At 66.4% G+C, this 16,526-nt stretch carries 17 protein-coding genes, 1 pseudogene and 1 other annotated feature; of the genes and pseudogenes, 12 read left to right on the plus strand and 6 right to left on the minus strand.

Annotated features, from left to right (window positions below; translation table 11 throughout):
• Positions 1-187: 187 nt before the first annotated feature.
• From ASC93_RS30095 to ASC93_RS20560, 8 genes and pseudogenes are all read left to right on the plus strand, one after another.
• A complete protein-coding gene (locus ASC93_RS30095; protein ID WP_229412813.1) occupies positions 188-547 on the plus strand; it encodes a transposase in 360 nt (119 codons plus the stop codon).
• Positions 544-891, plus strand: a complete 348-nt coding sequence (gene tnpB / locus ASC93_RS20525) for an IS66 family insertion sequence element accessory protein TnpB (protein WP_056446701.1) — start codon at positions 544-546, stop codon at positions 889-891. Before ASC93_RS30095 ends, tnpB begins: the two co-directional genes overlap by 4 nt.
• 30 nt (positions 892-921) lie before the next feature.
• Complete coding sequence (locus tag ASC93_RS20530; RefSeq protein WP_056446704.1) at positions 922-2,481, plus strand: IS66 family transposase; 1,560 nt, start codon at positions 922-924, stop codon at positions 2,479-2,481.
• Positions 2,482-2,561: 80 nt separating this feature from the next.
• A pseudogene (locus ASC93_RS20540) lies at positions 2,562-3,712 on the plus strand (IS3 family transposase); the annotation flags it as partial.
• Positions 2,759-2,875 (plus strand) — a sequence feature (AL1L pseudoknot). Its footprint overlaps the pseudogene before it by 117 nt.
• A gap of 593 nt (positions 3,713-4,305) precedes the next feature.
• Positions 4,306-4,815, plus strand: a complete 510-nt coding sequence (locus tag ASC93_RS20545; protein WP_056446714.1) for a PEP-CTERM sorting domain-containing protein — start codon at positions 4,306-4,308, stop codon at positions 4,813-4,815.
• A 508-nt stretch (positions 4,816-5,323) separates the two neighbouring features.
• Complete coding sequence (locus ASC93_RS20550) at positions 5,324-5,689, plus strand: copper resistance protein CopC (protein ID WP_082548206.1); 366 nt, start codon at positions 5,324-5,326, stop codon at positions 5,687-5,689.
• Complete coding sequence (locus tag ASC93_RS20555; RefSeq protein ID WP_056446716.1) at positions 5,689-6,627, plus strand: copper resistance D family protein; 939 nt, start codon at positions 5,689-5,691, stop codon at positions 6,625-6,627. Before ASC93_RS20550 ends, ASC93_RS20555 begins: the two co-directional genes overlap by 1 nt.
• A 283-nt stretch (positions 6,628-6,910) precedes the next feature.
• On the plus strand, positions 6,911-8,398 hold the full coding sequence (locus ASC93_RS20560) for a hypothetical protein (RefSeq protein ID WP_056446718.1): 1,488 nt from the start codon (positions 6,911-6,913) through the stop codon (positions 8,396-8,398).
• Positions 8,399-8,419: 21 nt separating this feature from the next.
• Here the strand turns inward: ASC93_RS20560 and ASC93_RS20565 are convergent, their stop codons facing one another.
• Positions 8,420-8,737 (minus strand): hypothetical protein, encoded by a 318-nt coding sequence (locus tag ASC93_RS20565; RefSeq protein WP_056446722.1) that lies wholly within the window; start codon positions 8,735-8,737, stop codon positions 8,420-8,422.
• A 32-nt stretch (positions 8,738-8,769) separates the two neighbouring features.
• Complete coding sequence (locus ASC93_RS20570) at positions 8,770-9,945, minus strand: tyrosine-type recombinase/integrase (RefSeq protein ID WP_229412814.1); 1,176 nt, start codon at positions 9,943-9,945, stop codon at positions 8,770-8,772.
• 140 nt (positions 9,946-10,085) lie between these two features.
• Between ASC93_RS20570 and ASC93_RS20575 the strand changes: the two genes are divergently transcribed.
• Both ASC93_RS20575 and ASC93_RS20580 read left to right on the plus strand, forming a co-directional pair.
• Positions 10,086-10,364, plus strand: coding sequence for a hypothetical protein (locus ASC93_RS20575; RefSeq protein ID WP_056446728.1), 279 nt, complete (start codon positions 10,086-10,088; stop codon positions 10,362-10,364).
• 102 nt (positions 10,365-10,466) lie between these two features.
• Complete coding sequence (locus tag ASC93_RS20580) at positions 10,467-10,871, plus strand: hypothetical protein (protein ID WP_056446732.1); 405 nt, start codon at positions 10,467-10,469, stop codon at positions 10,869-10,871.
• A gap of 4 nt (positions 10,872-10,875) precedes the next feature.
• Here the strand turns inward: ASC93_RS20580 and ASC93_RS20585 are convergent, their stop codons facing one another.
• The 4 genes from ASC93_RS20585 to ASC93_RS20600 form a co-directional block, all read right to left on the minus strand.
• The gene (locus ASC93_RS20585) at positions 10,876-11,208 is read right to left on the minus strand and encodes a four-helix bundle copper-binding protein (protein ID WP_056446734.1); all 333 of its coding nucleotides are present in this window, start codon (positions 11,206-11,208) and stop codon (positions 10,876-10,878) included.
• Positions 11,209-11,293: 85 nt separating this feature from the next.
• Positions 11,294-12,580 carry an amidohydrolase family protein gene (locus ASC93_RS20590; protein WP_056446739.1) on the minus strand — a complete coding sequence of 429 codons (1,287 nt, stop codon included), beginning with the start codon at positions 12,578-12,580 and terminating at the stop codon, positions 11,294-11,296.
• A complete protein-coding gene (pnuC, locus tag ASC93_RS20595; RefSeq protein WP_056446742.1) occupies positions 12,577-13,188 on the minus strand; it encodes a nicotinamide riboside transporter PnuC in 612 nt (203 codons plus the stop codon). Before pnuC ends, ASC93_RS20590 begins: the two co-directional genes overlap by 4 nt.
• Positions 13,189-13,299: 111 nt before the next feature.
• Entirely contained in the window at positions 13,300-13,797 is a 498-nt protein-coding gene (locus tag ASC93_RS20600; protein ID WP_056446745.1) for a pyridoxamine 5'-phosphate oxidase family protein, read from the minus strand.
• Positions 13,798-14,119: 322 nt separating this feature from the next.
• On the opposite strand from ASC93_RS20600, the gene ASC93_RS20605 reads away from it, so the two are divergent.
• Together ASC93_RS20605 and ASC93_RS20610 are read left to right on the plus strand one after the other, a co-directional pair.
• Positions 14,120-15,334 carry a glycosyltransferase gene (locus ASC93_RS20605; protein ID WP_056446748.1) on the plus strand — a complete coding sequence of 405 codons (1,215 nt, stop codon included), beginning with the start codon at positions 14,120-14,122 and terminating at the stop codon, positions 15,332-15,334.
• Positions 15,334-16,503, plus strand: a complete 1,170-nt coding sequence (locus ASC93_RS20610; RefSeq protein ID WP_056446751.1) for a glycosyltransferase family 4 protein — start codon at positions 15,334-15,336, stop codon at positions 16,501-16,503. The genes ASC93_RS20605 and ASC93_RS20610 overlap by 1 nt, the downstream gene beginning before the upstream one ends.
• The last annotated feature ends 23 nt before the right edge of the window (positions 16,504-16,526 follow it).

Genomic DNA, 16,526 nt, shown 5'->3' on the forward strand with positions numbered 1-16,526 from the left:
AGAGAATGGAGCTATGAACAAAAAGCCAAGCAAATTTTCGCCGGAAGTCCGGGAGCGCGCTGTCCGTCTGGTACGGGAGCAGCGTAATGAGCATCCTTCGCTGTGTAAGCGTCGTGCCTGCACCGTCTAGACACTAAATAGCACCAGTCGCCAAGATAGTCCCCACTAAATTTTGGTGGGGACTATTTTGGAGAGTGAAGTAAACCACGGCAGACGCCGGCGCAGCACGAACTACCCGCTGGAGTTCAAGCGGAAGCTGGCACAGCAGGCGTGCGAGCCAGGAGTGTCGGTTGCACAGCTCGCCCTGCAGCACGAGTTGAATACGAATATGGTGTTCAAATGGCGGCGCCAGTTGCGTGCCGGCGTGTTCGATCCACCAGGGCTGGTCGCGGTGACATTGGCTCCTATAGTACCGCCGCGACCTGTCATGAGCGATCAGCGCTGCGACGGCGTGATCGAAATCCGGCTGGGCAAAGCCACGATGCGCATTGAAGGCCGGCCCGATCCAGTAACGCTGGTAGCAGTCCTAGAAGGATTGCGCGGATGATCGGTCGGTCTGCGGGAACACGCATCTGGCTCGCGGCCGGCGTCACCGACATGCGCTCGGGCTTCAACGGTCTGGCGTCGAAAGTGCAGACAGCCCTGGAGGAAGATCCGTACAGCGGCCATGTGTTTGTTTTCCGAGGACGCCGCGGTGATCTGATCAAGGTTCTGTGGTGGACCGGTGATGGCCTGTGCCTGCTGTGCAAGCGCCTTGAACGTGGGCGTTTTATCTGGCCACAGGCCACCAGCGGTACGGTCACGCTGACGCAAGCCCAGCTGTCGATGCTGCTCGAAGGGATCGACTGGCGGCGACCGGAGCGCACCTGGCAGCCCCAGTCGGCCTTGTAAACGAACGAGGATCTGCGTAAACTAGACCGCATGCTGAACGCCGCCGACCTGCCCGACGATATCGCTGCCTTGAAGGCCATGCTGCTGGCAAGTGAGGCACGTGCAGCACAAAGCGAAGCGCGCGCAGTGCATCTGGCTGCCGAGCTGTCGACCCGCACCGCCGAAATCGAACACCTGAAGCTGGTACTGGCCAAGCTGAAACGCATGCAGTTCGGCCGCAGCTCCGAGAAGCTGGACCAACAGATCGAGCAACTGGAACTCCAGCTGGAAGACCTCGAAGCGGAAGAGGCGGTCGCCGAAGCCCAGGCACCGGTGGACGTGGCGCCTCGCAAAAAGGCTGAACGAAAGCTGCTGCCGCCGCATCTGCCGCGTGAAGAACGGGTGCAGACGCCAGCGGGCGATGCCTGTCCGGACTGCGGCGGCAACCTGAAATACCTCGGCGAAGATGTTTCGGAACAGCTGGAGTATGTGCCGGCCAGCTTCCGCGTGATCCGTCATGTGCGTCCAAAACTGGCTTGTGCCTGCTGCGACACGATCGTGCAGGCCCCGGCGGCCAGCCGTCCCATTGAACGCGGCATCGCTGGCCCCGGGCTGCTGGCCCATGTGCTGGTGGCGAAGTATGCCGACCACCTGCCGCTGTACCGCCAGAGCGTGATCTACGCCCGCGAAGGTGTGGAGCTCGAGCGCAGCCTGCTGGCAAGCTGGGTCGGTGCCGCCGGCATGCTGCTGCGACCGCTGGTCGATGCGCTGCGCCGTCATGTCTTTGCCGGTACCAAGCTGCACGCCGACGATACCCCGCTGCCAGTACTGGCACCAGGTAACGGCAAGACGCGCACGGCACGCCTGTGGACTTACGTGCGCGACGACCGCGCCAGCGGTGACGCAACGCCACCAGCAGTGTGGTTTGCCTACTCGCCCGACCGCAAAGGCGAACATCCGCAGGCGCACCTCGCCGGCTTCAAGGGCGTGCTGCAGGCCGATGCCTACGCCGGCTTCAACGCGGTCTATGAAACAGGCCACGTGCTCGAAGCAGCCTGCTGGGCACACGCGCGGCGCAAATTTTATGACCTGCATGTCGCTCGCCCGACCCCGCTCACGACCGAGGCGCTGCGCCGGATCGGTGAGCTGTATGGCACCGAAGAATCCATCCGCGGCAAGCCGCCCGATGACCGCCGGGCAGCCCGTCAGCTGCAGGCGAAACCGCTGCTCGGTGACTTGGAACGCTGGCTGCATGCCACACTGGCCACGCTGTCGCGTAAATCCGATACGGCAGCGGCGATCTTGTACGCCCTCAAGCTGTGGCCGGCGCTGACACGCTATGCCGACGACGGCCGCATCGAGATCGACAACTCGGCCGCCGAGCGCTCGCTGCGCGGCATCGCCCTGGGCCGGCGAAACTACCTGTTTGCCGGCGCCGACAGCGGTGGCGAACGCGCTGCCGCCATCTATGGGCTGATCGGAACGGCCAGGCTGAACGGAATCGATCCCGAAACCTGGTTGCGTCATGTGCTGACGCATATCGCCGATCATCCTGTGAATCGCGTCGACGACTTCCTGCCCTGGAACTGCGCCGCCATGCTGGCCGGCTGAATTCCGCTTCCCAGCGGTGTGGCAAGCATCATCTCGCTTCTTGCTGATCGGATCAAGACGGCACTGGGGCGACGCTTACTTCGCTGTGGGCAGCGGTCGAGTCAATCGCAGGGATGATCGGCTGCACGCCGCAAACGCTGCATGAATGGGTCAAGCGCGACCAAATTGACCAAGGGGAGCGCGCAGGAGCGACAACGGACGAGCGTGAGCGACTCAAAGCCCTGGAGCGCGAAAACAAGGAGCTACGGCGGGCGAACGAAATTCTGAAGCTGGCGAGCGCGTTTTTCGCCCAGGCGGAGCTCGACCGCCGTTTGAAGTCCTGAAGGCCTTTATCGATCAGCATCGCGACACCTTCGGGGTCGAGCCGATCTGCAAGATCTTGCGGATTGCCCCGTCGGGTTATCGGCGCCATGCAGCACAGCTTCGTGATTTGTCGAAGCGCTGCGCGCGGGCAAAGCGCGATGAGATTCTGCTGCCGGAAATCCGCCGGGTCTGGCAGGCCAACCTGCAGGTCTACGGCGCGGACAAGGTCTGGAAGCAAATGAATCGAGAACGCATCGCAATCGCTCGCTGCACAGTGGAACGTTTAATGAGGCGGCTGGGTTTGCAAGGAGCCGTGCGCGGCAAGAGAGTCCGAACAACGATTCCCGATGCTGCCGCCACGCGTCCGCTGGATCGTGTGAATCGGCAATTCTCAGCTGACCGCCCAAATCAGCTGTGGGTGTCGGACTTCACATACGTTTCGACGTGGCAGGGCTGGCTGTACGTAGCCTTCGTAGTGGACGTTTTCGCCCGACGCATTGTCGGCTGGCGGGTCAGTTCGTCGATGACGACTGACTTCGTTCTGGATGCGCTTGAACAGGCGCTGTATGCTCGCCAGCCCGGTGGCGATGGAACTTTGATCCATCACTCCGATAGAGGCTCGCAATACGTCAGCATTCGCTACAGCGAACGATTGGCCGAAGCGGGTGTCGAGCCGTCGGTCGGCAGCCGTGGCGACAGCTACGACAACGCGCTGGCTGAAACGATCAACGGCTTGTACAAGACGGAATTGATTCATCGCCGGACCTGGAAAACTCGGGAGTCTGTCGAACTGGCAACCCTGGAATGGGTGGCCTGGTTCAACCACCACCGGCTGATGGAACCACTTGGCTATATCCCGCCCGCTGAAGCTGAGGCAAACTACTATCGGCAACTTGATATCGCTGCCACTGAAACCGCTTTAACTTAAACCAACCAGCCTCCACGATTCCCGGGGCGGTTCAGTCGTGGTCGCTCAGCCAGGCCGGATACGCGCTGCACGCCACGGTCCGCGCATCAGTATGGCAAACGTGTTTTTTGTGCCGGACCGATGCTATGCCCAAAGCCGACGACGTGTCATTGAAATCTATTGCCATAGTTTTCGGGGCAGGAAAAGTCATCGAGACCTAAACCTCGGTTGGAAACAACAGGTCAATTTACAGGACCTAAACGTGTAGTGGAGACGTCAAAAGGCCTTAAATTCGTTTCGCGCTGACCGTTAGGTCTCGAATGGATATAGATTTAGGTCCGAGCGCTTACGTACTGCCATTTTTCGTGATGCGTTACGACGGCGGCGTGATTTCGCATAATCTATATTATGTTAAATCACATACCGACGCGTGGTCCCCGCTATAGGCAAGATTGGCAGGGTCCGTCGTCGCAGCGACATATCTCATCAGTGGAAGCAAACCTGCCATTTCACCGTAGAGTCCGGTGCAACTTTGCCGACGCCCCCGCCAGCGCTGCCCTTTTCGGCGCGACGCACCGCCCGCCGCTGACCCACTTGGCATTCTGTGGCTTGAAGTGGCCGACGACGCGTACAACGGCTTCTCGGGCACGTTCGTGCAAGACTCGGATTCGGGCGGCATCATCTGGTTCAACCTGTCCACGTTGTCGAACCGATTTATTCCGGGCTACGACTCGACGATCGCTCATGCATTTGAGTATGCGCCAGGTCATCCGACTGGCTTTATTGCCACGTCCAGCATCAATGGCTACTTCGATTCCATGATCGGTCCGGGCTTCGTGCCAGGTCCCACGCCCGGTACATTCTCGGTGGCCCCCAGTTCGTTCGCGTTATATGCGGAGACGTCGCTGAGTCCGCCCGTGACACACCAGATCCTGTCCGGTACCGTGACGGTGGGAACGATCGCGCCAAACCTGTTGTCCTACCTGGAAGATCCGAATTCCGGTCTGACTGTTTTTCTCCCCGCTAATTCTCCGGCGTCGGTGCCGGAACCGGGCAGTCTGGCGCTCATAGGCGTCGGCTTGGGCCTGAGTGGCCGTCTGCGCAAGCGCGCCAAGCCGGCGTGATGGAAGGGGGACGCGATAAGGCGCCCCACAGGGGCGCTGCAAAGCCAGTGCATATAACTCGACATTACAGAAAATAATGTCGAGTTATATGACATCACCCGGCAGAGCACGAGTTGCATGTCTTTATCCTCTTGCGATTGCGCTGATGCGGGCGCGCCACCAGGCTTCCGGAGCGGCGGCGCCGACGCCGACGCCCCGCTCGACGATACCCGCGCCTGGCCGGACACGGCTACAATGGGAAGTCGGTGTCGACGATCCTCCGGGAGAAAGGCGGCAACGCCCGCCTCGCGAACCGAAGCCGGGTGGCGTTCGTCAAACCGTTGGGCCACCTGAGCTGGCCAACCGGAACCCCGGTCCGCCTCGCTGCGGTTGATGCAGTTTCCGGCCCGCTCCGCTTTGCCGTGTCGTGACACCGGAAACGTCCAGGCGACGCGCTCGTTATCCCGGTCGTCCGACTGACGGACCGGGCGATCTCGCCATCGTCGATCATTCCAAACGGGGAGTCAATATGTGCATCAAACGCTTTCTGGCGGTAACCGCCCTCGCCCTCGCCAGTACCGTGACCTCCTCCGCCTTCGCGCACGCGAAGCTGCAGTCATCCGATCCCAAGGCCGGCAGTACGCTTGGCGGCGCACCGAAGCAGGTTCGCCTCAAATTCAACGAGGCGGTCGAGCCGGCCTTCAGCAAAATCATGTTGCTGGGCACCGGCGATAAGGAGATTCCAATCAGCGGCGCCACCGTCGACAAAGTGGACCCGACCGTCATGACGGCCCCGCTGCCGCCGCTCCCCGCCGGAGAATATCGCGTGCGGTGGTCGACGATGACCCATGACGGCCACAAGACGAAAGGTGACGTTCCGTTCACGATCAAGTGATGGGGCTCGACCTGCAGACCGTCCAGCGGCTCGTCACTGCATTGCTGAACCTGTCGGTGGCCGTGCTCATGGGGGCAAGCGTGGCCCGCTCATGGCTCGACCGCGACGCTTCCGACTGGGCTGCGGCGCGACGCCAGCCGGTCCGCAATGCCGCCATCGGCGCTGCCGTGGTCGCGCTTGCCGCCAGCGCCGCATGGCTGTGGCTCGAGTCGGCGGCAATGGCCGAGGTTCCGGTTACTCAGGCAGGAAGCGCCGTCTGGACGATGCTGAGCGCCACGCATCTCGGGCTTGCGTGCTGCGTTGGCATGGCCGGGCTGGCCGTTGCCATGGCCGGCGCCCTCCTCCGGGACGGCAGAAGCCGGCTTGCTGTGCTGCTGACCCCGGCGGCGCTCGCGGTGTTCTGGTACACGCGGAGCATGGTCAGCCACGCGGCAAGCGACGGCGACTTCAGCGTGCGGCTGCTGGCTGATTGGGTTCACCTGGGCCTCATCAGCCTGTGGGTCGGTGAAGTCGCCGTCGCCGGCGCCATCATCTTGAGAGCGCCTGGGAACATGGCTTCAACCGACCGGCGCGCCAGGGCGGCTTATGTCGTGTCGCTGTCGAATTCCGCAACCTTTGCATTGACCGGCATCTTCGCCACCGGGGTCTATGCGGTCTGGCGCAGCATCGGCGGATGGGCCGACCTGGTCGGCAACCCCTACGGCAACACCCTCGTGGCGAAAGTGCTGGTCGTCGGCCTGGCGGCCGCGCTGGGCGGGTTCAACCGCTTTTTCGTGATGGCGCCGTGGCTCGCACACGAGTCCGCGGGTCGTGCCGTGCCGGGCGTCTTGCCGGCGCGTTTCAAGCGTGTCCTCCGGATCGAGGCATTGCTGCTGCTGGCGGCCGTCGTGCTCGCGGCCTGGCTTGCATCGACGTCGCCACCGGGCGAGGCGATGTAAGGCGTACGGAAACCTGTCACTGGCAGGTCGTTTACGCCGCGCCCGCTGCGCCGGCGGCGCGGCCAGTCCCGCCAGAAGCAACCGCGCGGCGCCCGCCGATGCCCGCATACCGGTGCGCTGGCGCACTGATGGCTGTCAACGACGCTCAGTCCGTTTGTAACGATAGTGAGTGACGCGGGAATTCAGGATCGACCGCTTCGCGTTGCTGCGCGACATGCCGGCAGTCGGGAAGACTGCTCAGATTCCAGCGCTTGCAAGCCACTCAATGGAAAGGAATAATGCCGTGAAACATTCTTCAATCGAAGTCGGTCCGCAGCTCGAGGCCGCGGCGCCGCAGGTCAGGGCTGTCGAGACCATGCTGCGGGACATGCAGAACACCCCCGCCCCCGCTGCCCGCGCGGTCGCGCAAGCGAAGTCGAAGCTGTTCTTGCCGACCATGCCTGCAGATCAATACGAAGAGCTCAAGGCAACATTGCAGGCGCAGGGGCCGGCGGCCGAAAAGCCCTTCGACACCGAAACCGAAGCCGAGGCGTTGCCGCGCGCGCCGATCGGCCTGGTCGGCCCCAACGTGCCGGGCGCGACGGATGTCGATGGATTGATCCCGCCCGACACGCACGGCGCCATCGGGCTCGACCACTTCGTCGAGGTGACGAATTCGCACGTCGACATCTTTGTCCGGACCAACCCGAGCCAGCGCACCAGCATTTCGCTCGCGGCCTTCTTCGGCTATACCACCCGGGTCCTGTTCGACCCGCGCGCCGTCTACGACAGCGTCTGGAACCGCTGGATCATCACCGCCGACGCGTTCCAGGAATCGGACACCCGCCAGTTCCATTTCGTCGCGATCTCCACGACGTCGAACCCGCTCGGCTCGTATTTCATCTACGGGCTGAACGTCACGTTCAACGCCGGCGATTTCTGGGATTATCCGCAACTCGGCATGGACCAGGATTCGATCATCATCACGGCGAACGTCTTCACGTCGTCCGGCGGGTTCCGGGGCGCCGACATGTTCGCGGTCGCCAAGGCGCGCCTGTACAACGGGCTGGGTTTCGCGGTGCCCGTCTTCACGGGCCTGCGCGCCACGCTCGCGCCGCCGATCGTACTGGACCAGAACGCCAGGACGTTCCTGATCGCCGCGTCGGGCGGCAGCGCGCTGAGCCTGTACGCGCTCACCAATTCGAGCAGGCCGAACGCCATCCAGCTGACCGGGCCGGTAAATATTTCCGTGCCGTCGTATTCCGCCCCGCCCCCTGCCCCGCAACCGGGCACCAGTGCCGTGCTCGACACGCTCGACGGCCGGTTCGTCAACGCCAGCACGCAGACGGGCGATTTCCTGTGGCAGGTCCACACCGTCAACCTCGTCGGCTACGCGGCGCCCAAGTTCTACCAGATCAACACGGCCACCAACGCGCTCGTGCAAAGCGCGTTCTTCTTCGGGACGTCGACGTCGTTCGACTTCAACGCCTCGATCGCGGCCAACAGCGCCAACGACGTGTACGTGACGTGGACGCTGACCGACCCGCCCCGCGGCACCAACGCCCAGGTGCGGTTCTCCGGCTTCGACCACAACAACGGCAGCACGTACAGCCTGAGCCCGGGCACGGCGGCCTTCACGAGTCCGACGTGGTTCGGCGGCGGCCGCTGGGGCGATTATTCGGCGGTGACGGTCGATCCACGCAATACCAGGCGCGCCTGGCTGGTCAACGAGGACATCCTGTCGAACCATGACTGGGGCAGCCGTATCGTCGGCATCGGCTTTACGGCGTGAACCGGCGCGGGTCCGGCATCGTCACCGGATACCGCTGTCGTACACGATCCGGACCGACGTGACATGGTCCTTGACCACGGTCACCGTCTGGTCCGGCGCGTGCGGGTAGATCGCTTCGGACTCGGGGTGCAGGACGTACGTGCCCGGTTCGAGGATGATCTCGAAGCGGCCGTTCGCGTCGCTGCGCACCTCGGCCACCGGGCGCCCGGCCGCATCCGCCACGCCGATGACGGCCCGGTAAGGACGCTGGTTGGCCGAGCCGGGCCGTTCGACCGGGCTGAGCGGCCGCAGGATCACGTCGCCGTCGATGCCGCTGGCCATGTCGTGCGCTTGCATCATCATGCCTCAGTATAGGCACGATAGCGGCCGCATTACAGGATCCCGCGCCCGCGCGCGGACGCGATGATCTCGTCGTAACGCTCGTTGTCGGTCTTGTGCAGATAGGCGGCCGTCGTCGCGATGTTCGCGTGCCCGGCCGTGTCCTGCAGCGTCTTGAGCTGGACGCCGTTGTTTGCATGGTTCGTCAGCATGCTGTGGCGCAGCCAGTGCGCGGACGCCTGCCGCAGCGTGGCGGCCGTGTCGGCGTCGCCGCGGGTGTCGGCGACGCTTGCCGCGTCGGCGAAGACGGCCTTGATCGCTTCGGCGGCCGCTTCGTCGGTGATGCGCGCGAGGCCGCGGCTGCGGCTCGACAGGACGAGCGGCGTGCGGTCCGCGCGGTTCGCCTGCGGCAACAGATCAAACGCCTGGCGATAGGCGCGGAAGGCGTCCAGCATGTCCGGCGGGACCGGCAGGCGGCGCGGCTTGCCGCCTTTCCCGACGACGTCCAGCCACCAGCGGCCATTGCCTTCCGTGTAGATGGAACCCATCGCCGCGCCGACGATCTCGTTCAGGCGCGCGCCCGTGTGCGCGAACGCGACGAGCAGGAAACGGTCGCGCTCGCGCCGCTTGACGGCGGCCGGCGTGCCGGCCGGGCGCCGCGCGACGGTGTCCAGCGCCAGCGCGATCGCGCCCTGCGTCAGGTAGCGCGTGATGCGGCTGGCCGTCGGCGCCCGGACGTTGCGGACGAGCGCGGCCGGATTGCGGCGCAAATACCCCGTCTGCTCCGCGAAGCCCAGCAGGCCCTTCACGGCGATCATCGCCTGGCGCCGGCTCGCGTCCGACAGCGGCCCCGTGAACGGCCGGTAGCGCGCATCCGTGCGCGGCCACTTTGTCCTGGACACCCATTCGGGCGGCGGATTCTTGAGGAATTCCTTGTACGCGTTCAGGTCGGCGACGTTCAGCTGGCCCAGCGTCTTGCCGGGTTCTTCGCGGCACCAGGTCAGGAAGCGGAACAATTCCTTCTGCGTATTCTGGATGGATTTTGCGCTGAGCTCGCCGTGAGCGATGAACTCGCGTGCCAGTTCGATGTCGGTGGTCGCTTCCGTGATGGCATCGTCGGCCTGACGGTACATCTTGACGTGCAGCCGGCTGCTGGCACCGGGCGCGATCTCTTCCGGAAGCGTTGGACCGAGGTCGATGGGCGTAAAGGTCGGCATGAGGAAAGACATTACTGTGTTTTTGTACAGTATATCATCCGGCCGCGAAAGCGCCAGCGGGTCCGTTGCCGCGCACGCTTGAACGGCGTTTGCAGGCCGGCCGCGCCTACGGGACAATCGGCGTGACGCGGTCCGACTCGAAAGGAGCATGCATGAACATCACGGTGAAAAACACGACAGCCGACACGACCCGGGTCACTTTGTTCGGCGAACTGCGCGACGGCAGCTTCGACGCGAAGATCATGGCCGAGACCGACGTGCCCTACACACGCTGCTGGGATGACGAGGTCGAGCAGCGCATCGTCTACATCCAGCCCGATCCGGAGCAATTGCAGGCCATCCTCGCCGCCCTCAACGACCGCCGCCTGTCGCTCGAGCAGTTGCAGGCGTTCGGCAGCGTGGGCGGCGGCACGTCCGAGATCCCGGTCTGACCGGCAGAGCCGGCATCCTACACGCGCACGCAGCGCCTGCCGACAGACGGCTCGCCTGCGCGCGGCAACAATCGTTCATCGAGCTACGCACAGGGAGGCGGTATGAACGCACACACGACGAATCCGGGCGACGGCGCCGGCAAGGACCAGCAGAACGAGCAGTCGGCGACGATCGGCGTCGGCAACGCGACGAGCGGCGAACAGGGCAGTACGCCCACCCACGAGACGATGGCGGAAACGGGCGGCAGCGGCGGCCGTGCGCTGACGAAGCCGCGGCCGGAGGAAGAAGCGCCGTCGTCACGCGGCGCCAGCCAGTCCGGCGCGGCGGGCAGCCGCCAGGGCGGCCCCGATGACGAGGCCGAAGGCGCTGGCACGGCCGCGACGGCCATCAACCGCGGCTACCAGGACACCCGCAGCCGCCAGGCCAGCCCCGGTTCGACCGGACTGGGCGCGCCGGAGACCGGCGGCAACCAGACCGAGGCCGACCTGGCGCCGCGCCGCGATTGACCGGTCAGGCGCCCGCCATGCGCCGGCAGGCGTCCGCGCACGCGCGGCATGCCTGCGCGCAGGCCTGGCAATGGTCCATCGGATGCTTGCCGCATTCATCGCCGCAGGCCGCGCACACGTTCGCGCACAGCCGGCACAGGTCGCGCGCGAGGTCGCTGCCGCGCGCCATGAAGGCGGCTGCCGTCCGGCAGATCTGGGCGCAGTCCATGTCGAGCGCGATGCAGCGCGCCATCATCTTGACGTCGTCTTCCTGCAGACAGGCGGTCGAACAGCGGTCGCAGGCGGCCGCGCACGCGTTGCAGGCCTCGATACAGGCTTTGAAATCGTCGTAAGACATCGTTCCTCCTCGGTGGATTGGTGACATGTCCCGGACATCCCGATGAAGGCCGCGGCCGGTGTCTCCCGGCCTGCCGCCCCGCATATTATGGCGTGCTGCTCCGGATGACGGCGCCGCCCTTCATGACGAAGTTCACGCGCGTGAGTTCGGCCGGGTCCGCCAGCGGATCGCCGCTGACGGCGACGACGTCCGCATACTTGCCCGGCGTGAGCGAACCGATGCGGTCCTTCCAGCCCAGCAGGTCGGCGCCGTTGATTGTGGCGGCCTGGATCGCCTGCATCGGCGTCATGCCGTACTTGACCATGTAATGGAACTGTTTCGCGTTATCGCCGTGCGGATACACGCCTGCGTCGGTCCCGAACGCCATCTTGATGCCGGCCTTGAACGCCTTGCGGAAGTTGTCGCGCTGCAGTTGTCCGACCATGCGTTCCTTCTCCAGCGATTCCGGCAGCATACCGGCCCTGGCGCCTTCCTGCAGGATGAAGTCGTCGTTATAGATGTCCATCACGAGGTAGGTCCCTTTTTCGTGCGCCAGGCGGATGCCTTCGTCGTCGATCAGGCTCGCGTGCTCGACCGAGTCGACGCCGGCCAGGATCGCGTCGCGGATGCTGCTCGCGCCGTGCGCGTGGGCGGCCACGCGGCGCCCGAGCTTGTGCGCTTCCTCGACGATGGCCTTCATCTCCTCAAGCGTCAACTGCTGGGCGCCCGCCTCGTCGCCCTTCGAGAGCACGCCGCCGGACGCGCAGATCTTGATGGTGTCGGCGCCGTACTTCGCCATCTCGCGCACCTTGGCGCGCCCCGCCCACGGGCCGTCGGCCACGCCGTTCTCGACATAATGGAAATCGTGCGGCAGCAGGTTGTTGTCGCAGTGGCCGCCCTGGATGCCGATGGCGTAGCCGGCCACGCGCATGCGCGGGCCCGGCAGTTCGCCGTCATTGATGGCGTCGCGCAGCGCCACGTCGCCGAAGCCGCTGGCCCCGACGTTGCGCACGGCCGTGAAGCCGGCCTCCAGCGTGCGCCGCGCCGCGTAGGCGCCGTACATGGCGGCGCGGATGTCGGATACGCCCAGCGAACGGTAGCCGTGCAGGTTCGGGTCGCCCGTCAGGTGCACGTGCGCGTCGATCAGGCCCGGCAGCACGGTCTCGTGCGACAGGTCGATCACCCTTGCGCCGGCCGGCACTGTCGTGGCGGCGGCCGGACCCACGGCCGTGATGCGTTCGCCGCTGACGAGAATGGTCTGGTCGGTCAGCACCTTGCCGCCCACGACGTCGACCAGCCTGCCGGCGCGGATGGCGACGACCTGGTCGGCGCCGGCGGCGGAATACGTGAAGGCGAACATGGCCACCGCGGCCGCGAGCGATTTCTTGTTCATGGTTGAGAACTTTCGTAAGTGTGCGCATGTCTGGCGGACGCCGCCGCCACATGTCGCGCAGCCAGTCGGTACCAGTTGCGCCAGGAGACGACGGCGTTGACCCAGAAGCCGGCGTACAGCACGGCCGTCAGGACGAGGCCGCGGCTCAGATACAGGGGCGCGGCAATGCTGTTCACGAGCAGCCAGAACGCCCAGTTCTCGACCCGGCGCTGCATCATGAGGATCTGGCCGATGACGGAAAAGACGAGCACGGCCGAATCGAGGAAGGGCGCGTATGCGTTCGTCGTGAAGTGCAGCAGCGCGCCGTAGCCGGCCGTGGCGGCCACGCCCAGCGGCACGGTCCATGCCAGGTTCGTGGCGCTGGCGTGCGTGATCGGCAGCGGGTCGCCGTGGTCGCCGCGCGCCCATTTCCACCAGCCGGCGACGCTGGTGGCGACGAAGAAGACCTGCAGGGCGACGTCCGCATACAGCCGGTTCTGGGCGAACAGGATGGCGAACAGCGTGCAGCCGACGATGCCCGTCCACCACGTGTGGACGTTGTTGCGGCCGGCGAGCAGGATGGCCACGGCAGTGAGGCCGTTCGCCGCGAGTTCCAGCGGCCCTGTCATCGCACCCCGCCCTGCCCGTCCAGTTTCATCCACGCTCCCCGAAGAAGCGTGTACTGTACGCCAGCCCGTCCGATTATTGCAAGAGAGGAATGTTCAGCGCGTCGCGGTGCCTTACAGTTTCAGCGTACGGTGCTCCGCATCCAGGTCCGGCCGGGTGCCCGTCATGGCAGCCTTCGCGACGGCGAACAGGCGCACCATCTTGCTGTCGTTCGAATCCCAGTATTCGGCCGAGTGCGGCTCGACGCGGATCAGCACGGCGTGCTCGTCGTCCGGGCCGGCCGGGAACCACGCCTGCACGCCCGCGTTCCACATCGCGCGGATGCGTTCGCGGTCGACGACGCGCTCCGCGAGCCCGCTGACGGAGACGAACAGGCTGTCTTCCGGTTTCGCGAACGACAGGTTGACCTGGGGCCGGTGCGCGATGCAGTCCCACAGCGCGGTCTGCGTGGAGGTGAAGAACCAGACGCCGCCGCCGTCGTCGACCTCTTCCTGCGTCATTGGCTGGCTCAGCAGGTGGCCATGCTCGTCCTGCCACGTGAACATCGGGAAGCGGACTTCCCGGATCTTCGATTTCAGGTCGGCGATGTCTTTGGTGTCGTGTGTGCTCATGGTGGGTCCTCGTGCGGGTGGAAGCGCCATCCTAGCGTGCGCCTGGCCGGCGTTCGGTGCGGCGGCGTACACACCCGGTTGGACAAGTCCGGATCGCGGTTGCTGCACGTATTCGGCGCTTTCTTGAGACCAGTCAACGGCGCCGGAAAGCGAAAAAAACGCCCCGTTGCAGCGCAATATAATGAGCTCAGCGTCGACCGGGGCACCGGTCCGGCGCGCCCGTCAACGAGCGTGGAGCTGCCGCCATGAAGCATATCGACCGCCGTGCACGAACCCCTGGCCGCATCGGCAACGGCCGGGCCGAGCGCTGACGCGGGGCCGTATGGGCGCCCAGCATCCGCGCGCGTTGTCCCTGTGCGAACCGGACGCGCGCCCGCGCCTCGTCGTGCACGTGGTCGACGCGCTCGACACGGCGCAGACGGAAAACGGCCTGCTGAACCTCATCCGCCATCTGCCGCCCGAGCGCTATCGCCACGCCATCGTCTGCCTGCACGACCGCGGCGGCGACGAGGGCGGCATGCGCGAGCACGGCGTCGAGATCGTCAACCTGCACAAGCGCGCCGGGCGCGATCCGCTCCATTACCTGCGCATGTTCGGCGTGCTGCGGGCATTGCGGCCCGACCTGATCCACACGCGCAACGGCACCGGCCTGCCGGCACAGCTCGTCGCGGCGCTGGCCGGCGTCAAGCTGCGCGTGCATGCCGAACATGGACGCGCGGCGGTAGGCGCCGGCCGGTCGGCCGGGCTCGCCGCACGCGTGCTGCGCCGCATGCTGTGTCCGCTGATCGACCATTTCATCGCCGTCAGCGGCGACCTCGAACAATGGCTCATCGAATCCGTGGGCGCGGAGCCGGCGCGCGTGTCGCAGATCGCGAACGGTGTCGACAGCGTGCAATTCCATCCGCGGCTCGGGCCCCCGGCCGTCGTCGGCCCGCCCGGCTTCATGCATGACGGCGTCTTCGTCGTCGGCAGCGTCGGCCGGATGGACGACGCCGGCAACCACACGACGCTGGTCGAATCCTTCCTGCGCCTGATCGCGTCGCCGCACCCGGCGCACCAGCGGCTGCGCCTGCTGCTCGTCGGCGACGGGCCGGCCCGCACCGAATGCCAGGCGCTGCTGCACCGGGCCGGCGCGGCCGCGCGCGCGTGGCTGCCGGGCGCCCGTGCCGACGTCCCGCAACTGCTGCGCGCGATGGACCTGTTCGTGCTGCCTTCGCTGGCCGAAGACCGCTCCAACACGATCCTGCAGGCGATGGCGACGGGCCTGCCGGTCGTGGCCTCCGCCGTCGGCGGCAACACGGAACTGGTGCATCCCGGTTTCACGGGCATCCTCGTGCCGCCGATGTCGACGGAGCTATTGGCGTCGGCGGTCGCCGATTACTGCCGCATCCCCGCCATGGCGACGCGCCACGGCGCGCGGGCCCGCACTCAGGTCATCGCCCGCCACAGCATGCCGGCGATGGCGCGCGACTACCTGGCCGTCTACGATGCCCTCACGCGCAGCGAACCGGTGGACAGCCTGCGGCGAGTGCGCTGATGCGTGTCCTGCACGTGCTCGACGCGGCGTGCGCGCGCCCGACGGATTACGCCCTGCGCACACAAGCCCTGCTGGCGGCGTTGCGCGCGCAGGGCGTGCAGACCGTGCACCTGAGCGCCGCGGGCGCGTGCGCCGCCGATGACCGGGACGCCTGGCCCCATCACGCGTGGCACCTGTACCGCACGCCGGCGCCGCAGACGCCGCGGTGGCTGCTGCGCTGCTGCCCGGACGTGGCGAACGGCGCGGCGCTGGCCCTGCGCCTGCGCCGGATCACGCGGCTCACCCGGCCCGACCTGATCCACGTCCATGCGCCGAGCGTACACGCATCGGCCGCCTGGCCCGTGGCGCGGCTGGGCCGCTTGCCGTTCGTCGTCGATGCGGACCGCCGCGCCGCCGCGGGCGGCGGCAGCCGGCCGTTCGACCGCTTCGTCTGCGCCCGGGCCGATGCGCTGGCCGCGCCCAGCGTCGAAATGCGCGCGGCGCTGCGGGCCGGCGGCATCCGCCCGCGCCGCATCGCGATCCTGCCGCCGGCGGCCGACGTGATGGCCGCGTCCGGTTGCGTGGCGCGGCCGTCCGACACGCTGGATGCGCCGCTGCTCGCCTATGCCGGCGACCTCGATAGCGCGGCCGGCCTCGACCTGCTGCTGGCCGCGCTGCGCGACCTGCGCCGCAATCGTCCGACGCTGCGCCTGCTCGTCGCCGGCGGGGGCGCCGGCATGGAGACGCTCGAGGCGCGGATCGCGGCTACCGGACTGAACGGGTATGTGCGCGTCACGGGACGGCTGCCCGCCCGCCGCGCCGCCGACGTCCTGGCGCGGGCCGACATCGCCGTATTCCCCGCGCTGGCGGGAAGCGGAACGCTGGCGCCCTCGCGCCACCTGCTCAATGCGATGGCCCAGGGGTGTGCCGTCGTCGCGTCGGATATCCCGTGCCACCGCGACCTGCTCGTGCACGGGCACAGCGGGATGCTGTTCGCGGCCGGCAGCCGGCAGGCGCTCGCGGACGTGCTGGCGCGCCTGCTCGACGGGACGTATCGGCTGCGCCCGCTCGGACAGGCGGCCGCGCAATGCATCGCGGCCACGCACAACTGGACGGCGGCGGCGGCGCGTTACCGCCGGTTGTACGCATCCGTTCTCGCCGACGTACGGGGCGGCCGGCATGGATGCTGAACATCGCCCTCTCCCACATGTCC

This window comes from Massilia sp. Root335 (assembly GCF_001425685.1).
Taxonomy (GTDB): Bacteria; Pseudomonadota; Gammaproteobacteria; order Burkholderiales; family Burkholderiaceae_D; genus Telluria; species Telluria luteola.